The organism is Pseudomonas grimontii (assembly GCF_007858185.1).
Classification (GTDB): domain Bacteria; phylum Pseudomonadota; class Gammaproteobacteria; order Pseudomonadales; family Pseudomonadaceae; genus Aquipseudomonas; species Aquipseudomonas grimontii.
The window spans coordinates 333,548-352,766 of record NZ_VFES01000001.1 but is presented as its reverse complement, the minus strand read 5'-3'; the positions used below and the strand labels follow the sequence as shown (position 1 = coordinate 352,766).

The following is a 19,219-nucleotide window of genomic DNA, read 5'->3' as shown; positions in this document are numbered from 1 at the left end:
CTCATGAAACCGTACGACATCGCCTTTTTCTCCCTGCTGCTGCTCGGTGCCACGCCCGTTGCGCAGGCCGCCTCGGCCGTCGACGTGACGGTCAAGGGCCGCATTACGCCTATGGCTTGCACCCCGCTGCTGTCCAACGGCGCGCTGATCGACTACGGCAAGATTTCCCGCCAGGATCTCAACCAGGACAAAAGCACACGCCTGCCGGTCAAGTTGCTGCAAGTCAGCATCGACTGCAACGCGCCGAACCGCTTCGCCCTGCGCATGCGTGACAATCGTGAAGGCTCGGCGACCGTCAACAGCGAGATTTACTAAGGCCTCGGGTTTGATAACAGCGGTAACCGCATCGGCTTGTACTCCATGACCTTCGACCCCCGGCAAACCCAGGTCGACAGCACCACGCAAGTGTACGGCACCGAATCCACCACTGGCGGCCTGGCCTGGCGTACCGCCAACCTCAACCCGATCAACATCGGCGCCAACAGCTACCTGGGTTTCACCGACACGCCAGGCAGCACGGCCGGCCCCTCGGCGATCCGTGAGCTGATCAGCACGGTAAAGGTTGAAACCGTGATCAACGCCGCGCAAAACCTCGACCTGAGCAGCGACACCCAACTCGACGGCCTGGCCACACTGGAGGTGGTGTATTTCTAGAGTTTCTCGCTGCTCACCTGCACATACAGCGCACGCCCGGCCCCCAGGCCGGCGATGATCGCGCCCACGCCGATCACCGCGAAGATCCAGCCGATGGCCGTCCAGCCGCCGGTCCAGTCGTGCACCAGGCCCACCGCGAACGGGCCGAGGGAGGCCAGGGTGTAACCAAAGCCCTGGGCCATGCTCGACAGATTGGCCGCCACATGGGAGTCGCGCGAGCGCAACACGATCAAGGTCAGCGCCAGGCTGAACGTACCGCCCTGCCCCAGGCCAAGCAGAATCGCCCAGCCCCACAGACCGTCCAGCGGTGCATACAGGCAACCGAACAGGCCGCCGAGGGTCAGCAGCATCACCAGCACAATTGCCAGGCGCTGGTCCTTACCGCGTGTCGCCAGCCACGGTGCGGCCAGGGAACTGAACAATTGCATGACAATGGAGCCGGACAACGCCAAACCGGCTTCGGTCGCGCTCAGGCCACGACCGATCAAAATCGACGGCAGCCAGCCAAACACGATGTACGACAGGGACGATTGCAGGCCCATGTACACGGTGACCTGCCAGGCCAACGGGTCACGCAACAGGCCCTTCACTCGATAGGCGACCTGATGGGCGCCGTGTTTCTGGCCGACCTGCGGTAACCAGAACAACGCTGCCACCAACGCCGGCAGAATCCAGAAGCCCAGGCCAATGGTCCAGCGGTCGCCGAAGTAATGACTCAGCGGCACCGTGGCGCCCGCCGCCAACGCTGCGCCCAGACACAGGGCCATGGTGTACACACCGGTCATGGCGCCGGCGTGTCTGGCGAAATCGCGCTTGATGATGCCCGGCAGCAATACGCCGATGATGCCGATGCTCGCACCGGCAATCAGACTGCCGGCGAACAACCCCACTTCGCGAAACGAACTGCGCAGGATGATGCCGGCGGCCAGCGTCAACAGGATCCCCAGCACCACGCGCTCGGCGCCAAAACGCCGGGCCAGGATCGGCGCCATGGGAGCGAACAAGCCGAGGCACAACACCGGCAAGGTGGTCAGCAAACCGGCCTTGGCCGCCGACAACCCCAGGCTGCTGGAAACCTCGGCCAGCAACGGCGCCACGCTCGACAACGCCGGGCGCAGGTTCAACGCCACCAGGACCAGGCCCAACAGCAACAGCCATGGGCGACTCACCATCGGGTGGCTGTGTTGCACCACCTCGTCGTCGGCTTCGGCGTCGATCAACAGTTCTTCCAACTCGGTCGTGCGCTTGGTTTCAGGGCTCATTGATCAACTGCCGGCAAAGGGATTTGGCGCGTTCCGGGTCCTGATGTTGCACGGCTTCGAGCAGGGCGGTATGCAGGTCGAACACCGCCTGGCGGCGCGGCGAAATGTTCAGGGTCTGGCGCAACTGCGCGCCGACAATCGCGGAAAAGTACTGGTACAGCTCGCTCAATGCCGGGTTGTGCGCGGCATCCACCAGGCGTTTGTGGAACACCAGGTCGGCGCTGATATAGGCCTCCAGGTCACCGTGGTACAGCACCGCGCTGGCCTTGAGTGCCTCATGCAAAGCGGTGAGGTCGGCTTCGGTACGGCGCACCGCCGCGAGCCCGACGGCCTCCACTTCCAGAATTTGCCGCGTCTCCTGCGCCTGCTCCAGGCTGCAGTGGGATAACGCGCGCATGGCGCCCAGCGGGTCGGTCATCGAGCGCAGGTAACTGCCGTCGCCCTGGCGGATTTCAATCAACCCGGAAAACGCCAGCACGCGCATGGCCTCGCGCACGGTGTTGCGGCTGATGCCCAGCTCGGCGGACAGCTCCGGCTCGGTGGGCAGGCGTTCGCCGATGGCCCACTTGCCCTCGGTAATGCGCCAGCGCAACTGCTCCAGGGCCTGGTCCACCAGGGAGCGTTTGATCAGGGGGGCGATGTCTGTCATGGGATGCAGGTTTTCGTCCAATCATAGGATGAATTTTCCTACAGCCTATTCAGAGTTGCCTAAAAAGGCAACGCACCAGGGTTCTTAGGCAGGAAAAGGAGCAGTATTTTCGATTGGTAAAATTACCCTTAGAGGGTAATTATTCGGCTCAGGTGTCTTATGGAAAAGTACACACCTCATTACGATCTGGCGGTGATCAAGGCGGATGTCAGGCGGCTTGGAGAAAAGGCATTTACCTCAACGGCAAAGAGCACAGGAAGGAAACTCGGCTTTGAGATCCATGAAATGCAAGAAGTCGTTTTTCAATTGCAGACCATAAGGTCTGGCAGGACGTGTCCCACATCAGTTCACACGGCATGGAGATTTACATAAAGGTCACTTACCACTCAGGCGGTAACCCACCGGTAATCTCCTTCAAGGAGTGCAACTCATGAAGACTCAACAGTGCTTTATATGCGGTACGCCCGACGGCATGAATCGATTCGAGGGCCGTAGCGAGACCATTAGCGTCAAAGGGATGGAGCGTCGTGTCGATGACCTTTCTGGCTGGGAATGCCATGCATGCGGCGACGGCATGTATGACCCGGATAGTTCAGAGCGCCACGCAAAAGCAGGGGATGAACTCGTCCACGCCGCGCGGACAATGATCGGCAACGAGATGAAACGCATCCGTCGCAAGCTGCACCTTACGCAAAAAGAAACCGTGCAACTGCTGTCCGGTGGCGGTCACAACGCTTTTTCACGTTATGAACGCGGTGAGCTTCTGCCACCGAAGCCACTGGTTCTGTTGATGCGATTGTTGGACCGTTACCCTCATTTGCTCGCCGACGCCAAGGTATTGGCCGAAGGCGCTGACCTGCGGGGGTTCACTCATACCGTGAACACAGGGCATGAGGCGCTCAAGGCCTGCTGAACAGACAAAAATAAACCCGGCCTGGCCGGGTTTATTTTTTCAAACGTCAATCAATGCAGGATCTGGCTCAAGAACAACTTGGTCCGGTCATTCTGCGGGTTGTCGAAGAAGTCATTCGGCGCCGCCTGTTCCACGATCTCGCCCTTGTCCATGAAGATCACGCGGTTGGCCACGGTGCGGGCGAAGCCCATTTCGTGGGTTACGCACAACATGGTCATGCCGTCTTCGGCCAGGCCGATCATGGTGTCGAGCACTTCCTTGACCATTTCCGGGTCAAGGGCCGAGGTCGGCTCGTCGAACAGCATGATTTTCGGTTTCATGCACAGGGCGCGGGCAATCGCCACACGCTGTTGCTGGCCGCCGGACAATTGCCCCGGAAACTTGTGGGCCTGCTCCGGGATGCGCACACGCTCCAGGTAGTGCATGGCGATTTCCTCGGCCTTGCGCTTGGGCATCTTGCGCACCCACATCGGCGCCAGCGTGCAGTTCTGCAGGATGGTCAGGTGCGGGAACAGGTTGAAGTGCTGGAACACCATGCCGACTTCACGGCGGATCGCTTCGATCTGCTTGAGGTCGTTGGTCAGCTCCACGCCATCGACCACGATGCGGCCCTGCTGGTGCTCTTCCAGACGGTTGAGGCAGCGGATGGTGGTGGACTTGCCAGAACCCGACGGGCCGCACAGCACAATACGCTCGCCCTGCTTGACGTTGAGGTTGATGTCTTTCAACACGTGGAACTGGCCGTACCACTTGTTGACGCCCTGCATCTGGATAATGCCTTCAGGGCTCACAGGCTGTTTGATCGCTTCGCTCATAACAACAACTCCTAACGCTTGTGGCCTGTGTCGAGCTTATGTTCCAAATGAATGGAATAGCGCGACATACCAAAACAGAAAATCCAGAACACCAGGGCGGCGAACACGTAGCCTTCAGTGGCCATACCCAACCATTTCGGGTCGGCGGCGGCTTGCTTGACGCTGTTGAGCAGGTCGAACAAACCGATGATGATCACCAGGCTCGTGTCCTTGAACAACGCGATAAACGTGTTGACGATGCCCGGGATTACCATCTTCAGGGCTTGCGGCAGAATCACCAGGCCCATGCTGCGCCAGTAACCCAGGCCCATCGCCGCGGCCGCTTCGTACTGACCTTTAGGGATCGCCTGCAAACCACCGCGCACCACCTCGGCCACGTAGGCCGACTGGAACAGGATCACACCGATCAACGCCCGCAGCAGCTTGTCGATGCCCATGCCTTCAGGCAGGAACAGCGGCAGCATCACCGAAGACATGAACAGCACCGTGATCAACGGCACGCCGCGCCAGAACTCGATGAAGGTCACGCAGACCACACGAATCGCCGGCATGTTCGAGCGCCGCCCCAAGGCCAGCACAATGCCCAGAGGCAAGGCACCGGCGATGCCGACAGTGGCGATGACCAGGGTCAGCATCAGGCCGCCCCATTGGCTGGTGGCCACGTTGGTCAAGCCGAAGATCCCGCCGTGCAGCAGGAAAAACGCGATGATCGGGTACAGCACCAAAAAGCTCAGGCCGTAGACCGCCTTGCGTGGAAAACGCGAGATGAACAACGGCGCCACACCGACAATGGCCAGCCACACGGTCAGGTCCACACGCCAGCGCAGGTCGCCGGGGTAGTAGCCGTACATGAACTGCCCGAAGCGCTGCTGGATAAACACCCAGCACGCGCCCTCTTTGGTGCAATCGGCGCGCGTGGTGCCGACCCAGTTGGCATCGAGGATGGCCCACTGCAGGATCGGCGGCACCACCAGGTAGATCAGGTAAAACGCCAACAGCGTCAGCAGGGTATTGAGCCAACTGGAAAACAGGTTGGCACGCATCCAGGCCATCGGTCCGAAGACTTTGCTCGGCGGCGGCATATCAGGTTTGAAAGTATGCGAACTCATGTGCGTTTCCTCACCGCTCGATCAGCGCAATGCGCTTGTTGTACCAGTTCATCAGCAGGGAAATGCTGATGCTGATCGCCAGGTACACGCTCATGGTGATGGCAATGACTTCGATCGCCTGGCCGGTCTGGTTGAGCACCGTGCCGGCAAACAGCGAAACCATTTCCGGGTAGCCGATACCGGCGGCCAGCGACGAGTTCTTCGCCAGGTTCAAGTACTGGCTGGTCAGCGGCGGAATGATCACCCGCAGGGCTTGCGGGATGATGACCTTGCGCAGCGTCGGCCCAGGGCGCAGGCCCAGGGAGCGCGCAGCTTCGGTCTGGCCGTGGCTGACGGACTTGATGCCCGAGCGCACGATCTCGGCGATAAACGCCGCGGTGTACACGGTAAGCGCCAGGGTCAGCGCCAGCAGTTCAGGGATCAGTACCCAGCCGCCGACAAAGTTGAAGCCTGAAAGCTTTGGCATTTCCCAGTGCAGCGGCACGCCGAAGATCAAGGCGCACAACGCCGGGATCACGATAAACAGCGCCAGGCCCGCCCAGAACTTGTGGAACGGTACGCCGGTCGCCTCAAAGCGCTTATTGGCCCAACGCGCCATCAGCACGATTGCGACGATGGCAACCACGATGCTGGCCACAAACGGCCAGAACCCGTCAGCGGCCAGCGCTGCCGGCATGTTCAGGCCACGGCTGCTGACAAAGAAGGTGTCGCCGAAGTTATGGCTGTTGCGTGGCCCCGGCATGGTCAGGAACACCGCGAAGTACCAGAACAGAATTTGCAGCAGCGGCGGAATGTTGCGGAACACTTCCACATACACGGTCGCCAGCTTGTTGATCATCCAGTTCGGTGACAGGCGCGCCACGCCAATGATGAAGCCGAGCAGCGTCGCCAGGACCACACCGATCACGGTCACCAGCAAGGTGTTGAGCAAGCCGATTACAAAGACGCGGGCATAGCTGTCCGATTCGGTGTAGTCGATCAAATGCTGCGCGATACCGAAGCCGGCACTGCGCTCAAGAAAGTCGAAACCCGAGGTAATGCCCCGGTGTTGAAGGTTGGTCTGGGTATTGTCGAAGAGGTACCAGCCCAGCGAGATCACCGCCACAATCGTGATGATCTGGAAGAGCCACGCACGCACTTTGGGATCGCTGAAGCTGAGCTTCTGCTTTGGTGCGCCGATTTGTTTTTGCATGAAGTGCCCCGAAAATAATGGAACAGAACATCACCCGGCGGTTGGCCCACCGGGTGACAGAACCATCAGCGATCAGCGCACAGGGGGTGCGTATTGAATGCCGCCAGCGTTCCACAGCGCGTTCAGGCCACGGTCGATTTCCAGCGGGGTGCTCTTGCCCAGGTTGCGCTCGAACACTTCACCGTAGTTACCGACTTGCTTGACGATCTGTACGACCCAATCTTTCTTCACTTTCAGGTCTTTGCCGTATTCGCCGTCAGCACCGAGCAGACGTGCAACGTCCGGGTTCTTGGTGGACTTGGCTTCAGCTTCAACGTTTTTGGAGGTGATACCGGCTTCTTCAGCGTTGAGCATGGCGTAGCCAACCCAGCGCACGATGGCCAGCCACTCGTCATCGCCGTTACGCACGACCGGGCCCAGCGGTTCCTTGGAAATGGTTTCCGGCAGAACCACGTAGTCCTTCGGCGCGGCCAGCTTGCTGCGCTGGGCGAACAGTTGGGACTTGTCGGAGGTCAGTACGTCGCAACGGCCGGATTCCAGCGACTTGGCGCTTTCATCGGAGGTGTCGAAGGTGATCGGGGTGTATTTGAGGTTGTTGCCACGGAAGTAGTCGGAAACGTTCAGCTCGGTGGTGGTACCGGCCTGGATGCAGATGGTTGCACCGTCCAGTTCTTTGGCACTTTTGACGCCCAGCTTGTTGTTAACCAGGAAGCCGATGCCGTCGTAGTAAGTGATGAAGCCCGGGAATTTCAGACCCATGCCCGCATCGCGGGAGCTGGTCATGGTGGTGTTACGCGACAGGATGTCGACTTCGCCGGACTGAAGCGCGGTGAAACGCTCCTTGGCGTTCAACTGGCTGAACTTGACCTTGGTGGCGTCGCCGAAAACGGCAGCGGCCACAGCACGGCAAACGTCAGCATCGATCCCGAGGATCTTGCCGCTGGCATCCGGTACCGAGAAACCCGGCAAGCCGTCACTCACGCCACATTGCACAAAGCCTTTCTTCTGCACGGCGTCCAGAGTGGCGCCAGCCTGGGCGAAACCACTGACACCCAGTACGGCCGCCGCGCAAACGATGGCCAGGGTGGATTTCAATACCTTCATTCAAACCTCCAGTTGCTCTTGTTGTGTCGAAGCTCCAACCTCAGCGCACCCTTATGAGGCGATATCGACCCGTGTTGGCTTTTTTTAGGGTCAAGCGGCATGAGGCTTTCGCGATAATTCCAGCTGCTATCCCGAAAGCGGCAGTCACTGATAGTGTTACCGTCCCGAAAAAGTTCTGACATCGACCTACACATAGCAAGGCGCGTACCAGAGTGGCGGCTGAGTCGTTTCAGCCCCTCGTCAATAGAAAAAGATTCACCCTTGCGACATTCTCTTAACAGATCAACCTGTCGCGCACCGTTCCGACGCACCCAATCGGAGCGCACGCACATTTATGGAGCAGACATGACCGAACCCTTGATTCTTCAGCCCGCCAAGCCCGCAGACGCCTGCGTAATCTGGTTGCATGGCCTGGGTGCCGATCGCTACGACTTCCTGCCGGTGGCCGAGGCGCTTCAGCAGACCTTGCTGTCCACCCGCTTTGTATTGCCCCAGGCGCCGACCCGCCCGGTGACGATCAATGGCGGTTACGAGATGCCAAGTTGGTACGACATAAAGGCCATGAGCCCGGCGCGTTCGATCAGCCTGGAAGAGCTGAAAGAGTCAGCCACAATGGTCACGGATTTGATCAAGGAGCAAAAAAGCAGCGGAATAGACGCCTCAAGAATTTTCTTAGCCGGCTTTTCCCAAGGTGGCGCAGTGGTTTTCCACACAGCATTCAAGAAATGGCAAGGTGCCCTGGGCGGCGTGATCGCCCTCTCGACCTACGCGCCAACCTTCGATGACGAATTGGAGTTATCCGCCAGCCAGCAACGCATTCCCACCCTGTGCCTGCACGGCCAGTACGACGAGGTAGTACAGAACGCCATGGGCCGCAGCGCCTACGAGTATCTGAAAACCCGTGGTGTCACCGTGACATGGCAGGAATACCCAATGGGCCACGAAGTGTTACCCGAGGAGATACGCGATATCGCTACTTGGCTGATCGCTCGCCTGGGCTGAAAACCCACGTTTATGTAGCCGTATGACAGACGCACTACGCCGCGCCCGATTCTTGCATTACACTGGCCGGCGTATATTCCTTAACCAATTAATGAGATCACCGTGCTCAAAGCACTCAAGAAGATGTTCGGCAAAAGCGAGGCTGAGCCGCTCGCGCCTGTTCCCAGTGCTCCTGTCCCCTCCTCCGGCAGCCGCAATGACGGTCAACAGCCAGGCCGGACTGCACCTGTCGCCCAGCCGAAGACACCGACGGTGACACCGCCCGAACAGGCAAAACCTGAGGCTGAAGCCGCACCCGCCCCCAAGCCTCGCCGGGAACGCGCGCCGAAACCGCCGGTGATCCCGTGGAAACTCGAAGACTTCGTCGTCGAGCCCCAGGAAGGCAAGACCCGCTTCCACGATTTCAAACTGGCCCCGGAACTGATGCACGCTATCCAGGACCTGGGTTTCCCGTACTGCACGCCGATCCAGGCACAGGTATTGGGCTTCACCCTCGCCGGCAAAGATGCCATCGGCCGTGCCCAGACCGGCACCGGCAAGACCGCCGCGTTCCTGATCTCGATCATCACCCAGCTGCTGCAAACGCCGCCGCCGAAAGAACGCTACATGGGTGAACCGCGCGCGCTGATCATCGCGCCTACCCGTGAACTGGTGGTGCAGATCGCCAAGGACGCCGCCGACCTGACCAAGTACACCGGCCTCAACGTGATGACGTTCGTGGGCGGCATGGACTTCGACAAGCAGCTCAAGCACCTCGAAGCCCGCCATTGCGACATCCTCGTAGCCACCCCTGGCCGCCTGCTGGACTTCAACCAGCGCGGCGACGTGCACCTGGACATGGTCGAAGTGATGGTGCTGGACGAAGCCGACCGCATGCTCGACATGGGTTTCATCCCACAAGTGCGTCAGATCATTCGCCAGACCCCGCCAAAGGCCGAGCGTCAGACCCTGCTGTTCTCCGCAACCTTCACCGAAGACGTGATGAACCTCGCCAAGCAATGGACCACCGACCCGTCCATCGTCGAGATCGAAGCACTGAACGTCGCCAGCGAAAACGTCGAACAGCACATCTACGCCGTGGCCGGTGCCGACAAGTACAAGCTGCTCTATAACCTGGTCAACGACAACGGTTGGGAGCGCGTGATGGTATTCGCCAACCGCAAGGACGAAGTGCGTCGCATCGAAGAACGCCTGGTGCGCGATGGCGTCAACGCCGCGCAACTGTCCGGCGACGTGCCGCAACACAAGCGCATCAAGACCCTGGAAGGCTTCCGCGAAGGCAAGATTCGCGTGCTGGTGGCCACCGACGTGGCCGGGCGCGGGATTCACATCGACGGCATCAGCCACGTGATCAACTTCACCCTGCCGGAAGTGCCGGACGACTACGTGCACCGTATCGGCCGCACCGGCCGGGCGGGCGCAGCGGGTGTGTCGATAAGCTTTGCCGGGGAGGATGACTCGTATCAGTTGCCTTCCATCGAGACCTTGCTGGGGCGCAAGATCAGCTGCGAGACACCGCCAACGCACTTACTGCGGGCTGTAGAACGCAAACGCCCGTAAGCTGAAATGCAATAAAAATGTGGGAGGGGGCTTGCTCCCGATAGCAGTGGGTCAGTCACAGATAAAGTGACTGACCCACTGCTATCGGGAGCAAGCCCCCTCCCACATTTGGTTCTGTGTTCGGCTGGCTATTTCCAGCGATCCGCTGCAGCGTGGTCGCTGTCCCGTCCTTCCACCCAATGTGCACCTTCGCTGGTGTTTTCCTTCTTCCAGAACGGCGCACGGGTTTTCAGGTAATCCATCACAAACGCACAGGCATCGAACGCCGCCTGGCGATGGGCACTGGCGGCCGCCACGAACACAATCGGCTCACCCGGCTGCAGCGCACCGATACGATGCAGCACTTCGAGCTTGAGCAGCGGCCAGCGTTGCTCGGCTTCGACGGCGATCTTGGCCAAAGCTTTTTCAGTCATGCCGGGGTAGTGTTCCAGGAACATCCCCGCCACCTCGCGGCCCTCGTTGAAGTCGCGCACATAGCCGACAAAACTCACCACCGCGCCCACGCCCACATTCGCGGCGTGCATGGCGTTGACTTCCGCGCCGGGGTCAAAGGCCTCGACCTGTACACGAATGGCCATGCTCAGCCTCCGGTCACGGGCGGGAAGAACGCGACTTCATCACCGGCCTGCAACGGCTCGTCGAGAGCGCACAACTCCTGGTTGCGGGCACACATCAAGCTGGTTTCGTTGAGCACTTCAAAGCCCGGATCGCCGGCCAACGCCTGGCGCACGGCATCGACAGTGGCGAAATCGCCTTCCATCTCAAGTGAATCCAGGCCTATTTTTTCGCTGTAACGCGCGAAAAACAGTACGTTGATGCTCATTGTCCATCCGCCTTGAAATGCCCGCTTTTACCGCCGAGCTTTTCCAGCAGGCGAATGTTTTCGATGGTCATGCCGCGATCCACGGCCTTGCACATATCGTAAATCGTCAGCGCGGCGACACTGGCCGCCGTCAACGCTTCCATCTCCACGCCGGTCTGCCCGGACAGCTTGCAGCGCGCGACGATGTGCACCGAGTCTGCGCCATCGGCACTCAGTTCGACCTTGACCCCGGTCAACATCAGCGGGTGACACAGGGGGATCAAATCACTGGTTTTTTTCGCGGCCTGGATCCCGGCAATGCGGGCCACGGCAAACACGTCGCCCTTGGGATGGGCGCCGTCGACAATCATTTGCAGGGTTTCGGGCAGCATGCGCACCCGCGCTTCGGCCACCGCCTCACGGAACGTCACGGACTTGTCGGTGACGTCGACCATATGGGCGCGACCTTGGGAATCGAGATGAGTTAGCACGAGGCCTCCTTGAGGCAGCAAAAAAGCTACAAGCTGCAAGCGGCAAGTGAAAAGCTCACAGGACCCACTTGCAGCTTGTAGCTTAAAGCTTGCTACTCAGAGATGCGACTCTGCATATTCAGCCAGAATCGAGCGAGGCACCCCTTGCAGCGCAATATGCACGCCGTTCGGGAAATCCTTGAAGCGTTCCGTCAGGTAAGTCAGCCCGGAGCTGGTCGCGGACAGGTAAGGGGTGTCGATCTGTGCCAGGTTGCCCAGGCACACCACTTTGGAACCGGCGCCGGCACGGGTGATGATGGTTTTCATCTGGTGCGGGGTCAGGTTCTGGCATTCATCGATCAAAATCAGGCTTTGCTGGAAGCTGCGACCTCGGATGTAGTTGAGGGATTTGAACTGCAACGGCACTTTGCTGAGGATGTAGTCGACGCTGCCATGGGTGTTTTCGTCATCCATGTGCAAGGCTTCGAGGTTGTCGGTGATCGCCCCCAGCCACGGCTCCATTTTTTCCGCCTCGGTACCGGGCAAAAAGCCGATTTCCTGGTCCAGGCCCTGCACGGAGCGAGTGGCGATGATGCGGCGATAGCGCTTGGTCACCATGGTCTGCTCGATGGCGGCGGCCAGGGCGAGGATGGTTTTACCGGAACCGGCAGCGCCGGTCAGGTTGACCAGGTGGATGTCCGGGTCGAGCAGCGCATACAGCGCCAGGCTCTGGTAGATGTCACGCGGTTTCAGGCCCCAGGCTTCCTGGTGCAACAGGGGTTCCTGATGCAGGTCGAGAATCAGCAGCTTGTCGACCTGGATCTCTTTGATCCAGCCCACGAAGCCCTGCTCGTCGACGATGAATTCATTGATATGCACAGCCGGCAGGTTGTCGATCAACTGCACCTGGTGCCAGGTGCGGCCATGGTCCTGACGGGTTTCGACCTTGCTGACACGGTCCCAGAACGAGCCGGTCATCATGTGATAACCACGGGACAGCATCGACACGTCGTCGACCAGTTGGTCGGTACTGTAGTCCTCGGCAGCGATCCCACACGCTCGTGCCTTGAGGCGCATATTGATGTCTTTGGTCACCAGCACCACGCGCAGGTCCTTGTCGCGAGCGTGCAGGTCGATCAATTGGTTGATGATTTTGTTGTCGTTGAGGTTTTCCGGCAGCAGGCTGTTGGGCTCGCTGCGCTTGCTCATCAGAATCGACAGCAAGCCCTTGGGTCCGCTCTTGCCGCGCTGGATCGGCACGCCGACTTCAACGTCCTCGGGTGACGCTTCGCCCAGGGTCTTGTCGATCAGGCGGATAGCCTGGCGGCATTCGGCAGCCACGCTGTGGTGCCCGCTTTTGAGTTTGTCGAGCTCCTCAAGCACGATCATCGGGATAGCGACGTGGTGTTCTTCGAAGTTAAGCAGTGCGTTTGGATCGTGGATCAATACATTGGTATCAAGCACATAAAGGATTGGCTGGTCGGAAGAAGGGGTGCGTCCATGATCATCCATACTCGGTCACCTTTGTGGGAGCCAGTCGACGCAATACCACGACAGTGCTGCGCCTCGATTCGACCACCGACTGCACCTGAGTGACGTCAAGCGCAGTGCCCACATGAGGAGTCTTGGAAGACGCCACCTGTGTTGCAGGTTTCGGCGATCTGACTTCGTAATACCGCAAAACCCATGACAGGAAAAAGCACTTTGACGCTTTTTTGAAGTTTATTTTTCAGGATGACGAATAGCACTAGCCGAGTGCTCGATGCACCGTTAAAGTCGGAAGTCCGCCTGCATCGAAATGTCGCAAAAAATCAGTGCAAAAATGCCTCGCACCCAACAGGGCCGGGCACTTCATCTTTTTAACGAAATGCTTCCCGGCAGTCCTGCCAACCCAGCCCGCTTTGCGCCGTTGCCTGCAGCAACATCGGCAAGGCCACCCGCGCCTTGTCCTGGGTGTCGTGAAACACAATCACGCCTTTGCGCCACAACAGCATCAATGTGAGCACCCGCTGCGCCGACTCATCGGCCTTGAGCTTGCCCGGCTCGTCCTGGGAATCGATGTCCCATAACGCCACCTGCAAGCCCTGGGACTGGAAGAAGCCCTGGCTGTCCGCGCGACGTTGCCCGTAAGGCGGACGGAACAGCGGCACGTAGTTTTCCGGCATCAGGTTCTGCACCAACTGCGCGCTGCGGGTGATGGAGCCTTGCCAGTCCACCCAATGGCTGTGGGAACGGTACTGCCAGCCTTGGGTACCGACGCACTGGCCCTGGTACAACGCCTCCACCTCCGCGGCGGAACTGCGCTCCACGCGGTTTTGCAGGCTGCTGCCGAGGACAAAGAAGGTGGCGTTCATCTTCTGCTTGCGCAGGTAGTCGGCGAGCCAGTCGGTATTACCGCTGACGGGTGCCGGACCGCCGTCGAAGGTCAGCAGGAAGAGGCGGTCGTTGAACTCATCGCCATTGCGCTCATGGTCGCCAAACCGCGCGACTTCGCTGCTGATCTGCGGAAACAGCGCGGCCTTGCGCAGCAGTTCGTCCAGATAGCGCTCATGGAAGGCATGGCTGGGTGCTGCCCAGCCTATATAGAAGGAGTCTTCGCTGATCGCCAACTTGCCGGCCTGCTCTCGCAGGTCGTCCATGCTCTCCACCAGGTAGCAGAACGAGGCGTCGACTTCGCAACTTTGCTGGGCGAAGGTGTAGTTCTCCAACAACCGCTGCCAAAGCTCGCGGCGCAGGTCGTCAATGGCGGCCAGGTTGATGATCTTCAAGCCCAGGCGCTGCTTGAGTGCGGCTTCATCCAGGGATTCACTGGCCAGCAGGCTGTGGGCGAACATCAGGATTTCCGCGCGCGAAGCCACATCGAACAGCGCGGGGCTGCTGAGTTTTTCCGGCCAGGTGCCACGGTCCAGGCTGGCTACATCCACCGGTGCCGCCTGGGCATTCAGGCACAGCAGGCAAGCCGACAACAAAAGCGCTATTCGCACGCAGGGTCTCCCTCTCCAGAGTCGTCGGCCATCATAGCGGATCGCGCCTATCGCCATCATAGGTGGAGTCAAAACGCCCGAGCCCCTAGAATCCCCGCACGATTACAGGAGACGACTTCATGCTGATGGTGATTTCCCCCGCCAAAACCCTCGACTTCGAGTCAAAGCCGGCGACCCAGCGCTTTACCCAGCCACAGTACCTGGACCACTCCCAGGCGCTGATCGAGCAACTGCGCGAACTGAGCCCGGCGCAGATCAGCGAATTGATGCACGTGTCCGACAAGATCGGCGGCCTCAACGCCGCCCGCTTCGGCAGCTGGACCCCGGCCTTCACCCCTGAGAATGCCAAGCAGGCCTTATTGGCGTTCAAGGGCGACGTGTACACCGGCCTCAACGCCGACACCTTCACCGATGCCGACTTCAGCTACGCCCAGGACCACCTGCGCATGCTCTCGGGCCTGTACGGCCTGCTGCGCCCCCTGGACCTGATGATGCCGTACCGCCTGGAGATGGGCACCAAACTCGCCAACGCCCGCGGCAAGGACCTGTACGCCTTCTGGGGCACGCGCATCAGCGAATGGCTGAACGAAGCCCTGGCCGAACAAGGTGACGACGTCCTGCTCAACCTGGCGTCCAACGAGTACTTCTCGGCGGTCAAGCGCACGGCCCTGAACGCGCGGATCATCAACACCGAGTTCAAGGACCTCAAGAACGGCCAGTACAAGATCATCAGCTTCTACGCGAAAAAGGCCCGGGGCATGATGAGCCGCTTCGTGATCGAAGAGCGCGTCAACGATCCGGCCAAGCTCAAGCAGTTCGATGTGCAGGGTTACCGCTTCAATGCGGAGCAATCCAAGCCGGATAATCTGGTGTTTTTGCGCGATCACGCACCGGAATAAGGCCGTACCAGCCTCCTTCAGACAATGAAATCCAAATGTGGGAGGGGGCTTGCCCCCGATGGCAGTGCATCAGTCGATACATAGGCGACTGACACAACGCAATCGGGAGCAAGCCCCCTCCCACATTTTTGTCCGCGCTCCACACCAAAAATCGTCATTTATTTGACGTCAAAAAATATACCGACACATCCCTAACAATTCTTTCACTCGACATTTCCGATTTTTTTTCGTAGTGGCACCACTTTTTTAAATCACTAGTGGCACAAAACTATTCCTACGCGCCAACTACCTGTAACTACTGGCCCAAATAGCAAGTGCTATCAATATAGTACCAGTGCCATCTTTGCCCATATTTCAAGAAATTTCCGGAAACAGGATGAGCGGCCAGGAACTTCGTCCTAAAGCACCGCTCATACCACCGGTAACGAAATTCTCTGTTTCTGTAGGAGATGACTTACAAGGCGGACCAACGGAAGTAGCGAAGTTGTCATATTCAACTTTGACTCAGTGGTCACATTACCAACCGATTAGTTGAGAGCGGCGATAAGGATCCATTGCCACGAACTATAAGGCCAAGGCTGTGCTTACCCTAATGGGTCAGTGAGACAACCCAAGGCATTGATACTTAAAGGCTTATAGCCTCTATCAAGGCCCTGCGGCACTGGCGCCAAGCCCTTCCCCCAGGAAGGCTGGCTGCATTTCAGGGCAGGCCCCAATAACAAGGCCAAGTTGCGCACAACTTGAGTGCAATAGTTAGTCACTCGTTATTCAACATGCCTGTACGCGGCAAGTCGGCGTCTATTCGCCCAACTTTCGCGGCATTTGTGACGTTTGCAAACATGAACTCCGGCCATCTAATGGCATGATTTTAATACCGTCTTCAATGACAAAGAGGTAATTGCGATGCGCATCAGCATATTTGGTTTGGGTTACGTTGGCGCAGTGTGTGCCGGTTGCCTGTCTGCCCGTGGCCACGAAGTGGTCGGCGTAGACATCTCCAAGGAAAAGATCGACCTGATCAATGCCGGCAAATCGCCGATCGTTGAGCCGGGTCTGGGCGAACTGTTGAGCCAAGGCATCGCAAACGGTCGACTGCGCGGCACCACCAACTTCGCCGAAGCCATTCGTGATACTGACCTGTCGATGATTTGCGTCGGCACGCCAAGCAAGAAAAACGGCGACCTGGAACTCAACTACATCGAATCGGTATGCCGCGAGATCGGTTTTGTCCTGCGTGACAAGACCACCCGCCACACCATCGTGGTCCGCAGCACCGTGTTGCCGGGCACCGTCGCCAACGTGGTGATCCCAATCCTCGAAGACTGCTCCGGCAAGAAAGCCGGCGTCGACTTCGGCGTTGCGGTCAACCCGGAATTCCTGCGCGAATCCACCGCCATCGCCGACTACGACCTGCCACCGATGACCGTCATCGGCGAGTTCGACAAAGCCTCCGGCGATGTCCTGCAGTCCCTGTACGAAGAACTCGACGCACCGATCATCCGCAAGGACATCGCTGTGGCCGAGATGATCAAGTACACCTGCAACGTGTGGCACGCCACCAAGGTCACCTTCGCCAACGAGATCGGCAACATCGCCAAGGCAGTCGGCGTCGACGGTCGCGAAGTGATGGAAGTGGTCTGCCAGGACAAGACCCTCAACCTGTCCCAGTACTACATGCGCCCAGGCTTCGCGTTCGGCGGCTCGTGCCTGCCTAAAGACGTACGCGCCCTGACCTACCGCGCCAGCTCCCTGGACGTGGAAGCGCCGCTGCTCAACTCGCTGATGCGCAGCAACGAATCCCAGGTGCAAAACGCCTTCGATATCGTCGCCGGCCACGACAAACGCAAAGTCGCCCTGCTGGGCCTGAGCTTCAAGGCCGGTACCGACGACCTGCGCGAAAGCCCGCTGGTAGAACTGGCCGAAATGCTGATCGGCAAGGGTTACGACCTGAGCATCTACGACAGCAACGTCGAGTACGCCCGTGTGCACGGTGCGAACAAGGACTACATCGAAGGCAAGATCCCGCACGTGTCGTCCCTGCTCAACTCGGACTTCGATGACGTGATCAACAACTCCGACGTGATCATCCTCGGCAACCGTGACGAGAAGTTCCGTGCCCTGGCGCAGAACGCACCGCACGGCAAGCAAGTGATCGACCTGGTGGGCTTCATGTCCAAGGCCACCAGCTCGACCGGCCGTACCGAAGGCATTTGTTGGTAAGGGGCAGCGGTTAGTTTCAAGCGGCAAGCGGCAAGTTAGAAGCGACGTTTTTCAGCTTGTAGCTTGCGGCTTGTAGCCCTACTCCCCCGTGACGGACACGAATATGCAACGGTTAAACCAAGCGACTGGCTGGCTACTTTATCTGGGGCTCTTAGCGCTTCTGGCTCTGGCTCTGCCAGCCAGCACCTTCGACTCCGAGTCGAAGAATTTTATTTTCCTGATTGGCGCCGTCGGTATCTGGCGCTACTCGATGGGTGCTACGCATTTCTTTCGCGGCATGCTGTTCCTGTACGTGGTCTACCCACACCTGCGCCGTAAAGTGCGCAAGCTGGGCAAGGCTGCCGACCCGTCCCACGTGTTCCTGATGGTCACCAGCTTCCGTATCGATGCGCTGACCACCGCGCAGGTGTACAGCTCGGTGATTCGCGAGGCCATCGAATGCGGCTTCCCCACCACCGTGGTCTGCTCGCTGGTGGAAATGTCCGATGAGCTGCTGGTCAAGAGCCTGTGGGAACGCATGAACCCGCCGGACCACGTCAAACTCGACTTCGTGCGTATCGCCGGTACCGGCAAGCGCGACGGCCTGGCTTTCGGTTTCCGCGCCATCTCCCGCCACCTGCCGGACGACCGCGCCGTGGTGGCCGTGATCGATGGCGACACCGTGCTTGCCGAAGGCGTCGTGCGCAAGACCGTGCCGTGGTTCCAGCTGTTCGGCAACGTCGGCGGCCTGACCACCAACGAATTCTGCGAAGTGCGCGGCGGCTACATCATGAGCGAGTGGCACAAACTGCGCTTCGCCCAACGCCACATCAACATGTGCTCCATGGCCCTGTCCAAGCGCGTACTGACCATGACCGGTCGCATGTCGGTGTTCCGTGCCAACGTCGTAACCGACCCGGGTTTTATCGCCGACGTGGAAAGCGACTCGCTGCAACACTGGCGCCTGGGCCGCTTCAAGTTCCTCACCGGTGATGACAAGTCCAGCTGGTTCAGCCTGATGCGCCTGGGTTACGACACCTTCTACGTGCCCGATGCGGCGATCCACACCGTAGAACACCCGCCGGAAAAGAGCTTTATCAAGGCCAGCCGCAAGCTGATGTTCCGCTGGTACGGCAACAACCTGCGCCAGAACTCCCGTGCCCTCGGCCTGGGTGTACGCCGCCTTGGCCTGTTCACCAGCATCGTGTTGTTCGACCAGCGCGTGTCGATGTGGACCTCCCTGCTCGGCCTGACCGTGGCAATCATCGCCACCTTCAAGTACGGCGGCGCGTTCATCCTCGCGTACCTGCTGTGGATCGGTATCACCCGCCTGATCCTGACCCTGCTGCTGTCGTGCTCCGGCCACAACATCGGCCCGGCTTACCCGGTGATTCTCTATTACAACCAGATCATGGGCGCGCTGGTGAAGATCTACGTGTTCTTCCGCCTTGATCAACAGTCCTGGACCCGCCAGGACACCAAACTGACCCGCGATTTGGCCAGCTTTCAACGTTGGTTCAACACCTGGTCGTCTCGGACCATGACCTTCTCCGCCGGCAGCATCTTCGTTGCCGTGTTGCTGATGATGGTCTGACAGCCAAGCCT

General features: G+C 59.3%; 17 protein-coding genes and 2 pseudogenes. 8 read left to right on the top strand and 11 right to left on the bottom strand.

Features of this window, described 5'->3' with window-relative positions:
• Positions 1-3 precede the first annotated feature (3 nt).
• Positions 4-654: pseudogene (locus FIV39_RS01735) on the top strand (DUF1120 domain-containing protein).
• On the opposite strand, the gene FIV39_RS01730 reads toward FIV39_RS01735, so the two are convergent.
• Positions 651-1,916 (bottom strand): CynX/NimT family MFS transporter, encoded by a 1,266-nt coding sequence (locus FIV39_RS01730; RefSeq protein ID WP_090409177.1) that lies wholly within the window; start codon positions 1,914-1,916, stop codon positions 651-653. The pseudogene FIV39_RS01735 and the gene FIV39_RS01730 sit on opposite strands and share 4 nt — an antisense overlap.
• Positions 1,906-2,565: a FadR/GntR family transcriptional regulator gene (locus FIV39_RS01725; protein ID WP_090410142.1), complete on the bottom strand. Its 660-nt coding sequence runs from the start codon at positions 2,563-2,565 to the stop codon at positions 1,906-1,908. The genes FIV39_RS01730 and FIV39_RS01725 overlap by 11 nt, the downstream gene beginning before the upstream one ends.
• A 159-nt stretch (positions 2,566-2,724) precedes the next feature.
• Here FIV39_RS01725 and FIV39_RS01720 point away from each other — a divergent pair.
• Positions 2,725-2,999, top strand: a pseudogene (locus FIV39_RS01720) (type II toxin-antitoxin system MqsR family toxin).
• Positions 2,996-3,478: a type II toxin-antitoxin system MqsA family antitoxin gene (locus FIV39_RS01715; protein ID WP_090409181.1), complete on the top strand. Its 483-nt coding sequence runs from the start codon at positions 2,996-2,998 to the stop codon at positions 3,476-3,478. Before FIV39_RS01720 ends, FIV39_RS01715 begins: the two are co-directional and overlap by 4 nt.
• A gap of 50 nt (positions 3,479-3,528) precedes the next feature.
• On the opposite strand, the gene FIV39_RS01710 is transcribed toward FIV39_RS01715, so the two are convergent.
• The 4 genes from FIV39_RS01710 to FIV39_RS01695 all read right to left on the bottom strand — a co-directional run bounded on the left by FIV39_RS01710 (position 3,529) and on the right by FIV39_RS01695 (position 7,698).
• Entirely contained in the window at positions 3,529-4,293 is a 765-nt protein-coding gene (locus tag FIV39_RS01710; RefSeq protein WP_003171943.1) for an amino acid ABC transporter ATP-binding protein, read from the bottom strand.
• A gap of 11 nt (positions 4,294-4,304) precedes the next feature.
• Entirely contained in the window at positions 4,305-5,402 is a 1,098-nt protein-coding gene (locus tag FIV39_RS01705; RefSeq protein ID WP_090409184.1) for an amino acid ABC transporter permease, read from the bottom strand.
• Positions 5,403-5,412: 10 nt separating this feature from the next.
• Entirely contained in the window at positions 5,413-6,594 is a 1,182-nt protein-coding gene (locus tag FIV39_RS01700) for an amino acid ABC transporter permease (RefSeq protein WP_090409187.1), read from the bottom strand.
• Positions 6,595-6,666: 72 nt separating this feature from the next.
• Positions 6,667-7,698 (bottom strand): amino acid ABC transporter substrate-binding protein, encoded by a 1,032-nt coding sequence (locus tag FIV39_RS01695; protein WP_090409190.1) that lies wholly within the window; start codon positions 7,696-7,698, stop codon positions 6,667-6,669.
• Positions 7,699-8,043: 345 nt separating this feature from the next.
• Between FIV39_RS01695 and FIV39_RS01690 the strand changes: the two genes are divergently transcribed.
• Both FIV39_RS01690 and rhlB read left to right on the top strand, forming a co-directional pair.
• On the top strand, positions 8,044-8,700 hold the full coding sequence (locus FIV39_RS01690; protein ID WP_090409193.1) for an alpha/beta hydrolase: 657 nt from the start codon (positions 8,044-8,046) through the stop codon (positions 8,698-8,700).
• A gap of 96 nt (positions 8,701-8,796) precedes the next feature.
• Positions 8,797-10,260 (top strand): ATP-dependent RNA helicase RhlB, encoded by a 1,464-nt coding sequence (gene rhlB, locus FIV39_RS01685; RefSeq protein ID WP_167361158.1) that lies wholly within the window; start codon positions 8,797-8,799, stop codon positions 10,258-10,260.
• Between the two features lie 128 nt (positions 10,261-10,388).
• On the opposite strand, the gene moaE is transcribed toward rhlB, so the two are convergent.
• The 5 genes from moaE to FIV39_RS01660 form a co-directional block, all read right to left on the bottom strand.
• Complete coding sequence (gene moaE, locus FIV39_RS01680) at positions 10,389-10,838, bottom strand: molybdopterin synthase catalytic subunit MoaE (RefSeq protein ID WP_090409199.1); 450 nt, start codon at positions 10,836-10,838, stop codon at positions 10,389-10,391.
• A gap of 2 nt (positions 10,839-10,840) precedes the next feature.
• Positions 10,841-11,083, bottom strand: a complete 243-nt coding sequence (moaD, locus tag FIV39_RS01675; protein WP_090409202.1) for a molybdopterin converting factor subunit 1 — start codon at positions 11,081-11,083, stop codon at positions 10,841-10,843.
• The gene (moaC, locus tag FIV39_RS01670) at positions 11,080-11,553 is read right to left on the bottom strand and encodes a cyclic pyranopterin monophosphate synthase MoaC (protein ID WP_027604721.1); all 474 of its coding nucleotides are present in this window, start codon (positions 11,551-11,553) and stop codon (positions 11,080-11,082) included. The genes moaD and moaC overlap by 4 nt, the downstream gene beginning before the upstream one ends.
• A gap of 96 nt (positions 11,554-11,649) precedes the next feature.
• On the bottom strand, positions 11,650-13,044 hold the full coding sequence (locus tag FIV39_RS01665; RefSeq protein WP_032877681.1) for a PhoH family protein: 1,395 nt from the start codon (positions 13,042-13,044) through the stop codon (positions 11,650-11,652).
• Positions 13,045-13,391: 347 nt separating this feature from the next.
• A complete protein-coding gene (locus FIV39_RS01660; RefSeq protein WP_090409205.1) occupies positions 13,392-14,516 on the bottom strand; it encodes a polysaccharide deacetylase family protein in 1,125 nt (374 codons plus the stop codon).
• Positions 14,517-14,635: 119 nt separating this feature from the next.
• Here FIV39_RS01660 and yaaA point away from each other — a divergent pair, with 119 nt between their 5' ends.
• The 3 genes from yaaA (at position 14,636) to alg8 (ending at position 19,208) form a co-directional block, all read left to right on the top strand.
• Complete coding sequence (yaaA, locus tag FIV39_RS01655) at positions 14,636-15,415, top strand: peroxide stress protein YaaA (RefSeq protein WP_090409208.1); 780 nt, start codon at positions 14,636-14,638, stop codon at positions 15,413-15,415.
• A gap of 903 nt (positions 15,416-16,318) precedes the next feature.
• Complete coding sequence (locus FIV39_RS01650) at positions 16,319-17,635, top strand: nucleotide sugar dehydrogenase (RefSeq protein ID WP_090409211.1); 1,317 nt, start codon at positions 16,319-16,321, stop codon at positions 17,633-17,635.
• A 103-nt stretch (positions 17,636-17,738) separates the two neighbouring features.
• Positions 17,739-19,208, top strand: coding sequence for a mannuronan synthase (gene alg8 / locus FIV39_RS01645; protein ID WP_090409214.1), 1,470 nt, complete (start codon positions 17,739-17,741; stop codon positions 19,206-19,208).
• Positions 19,209-19,219: the final 11 nt, after the last annotated feature.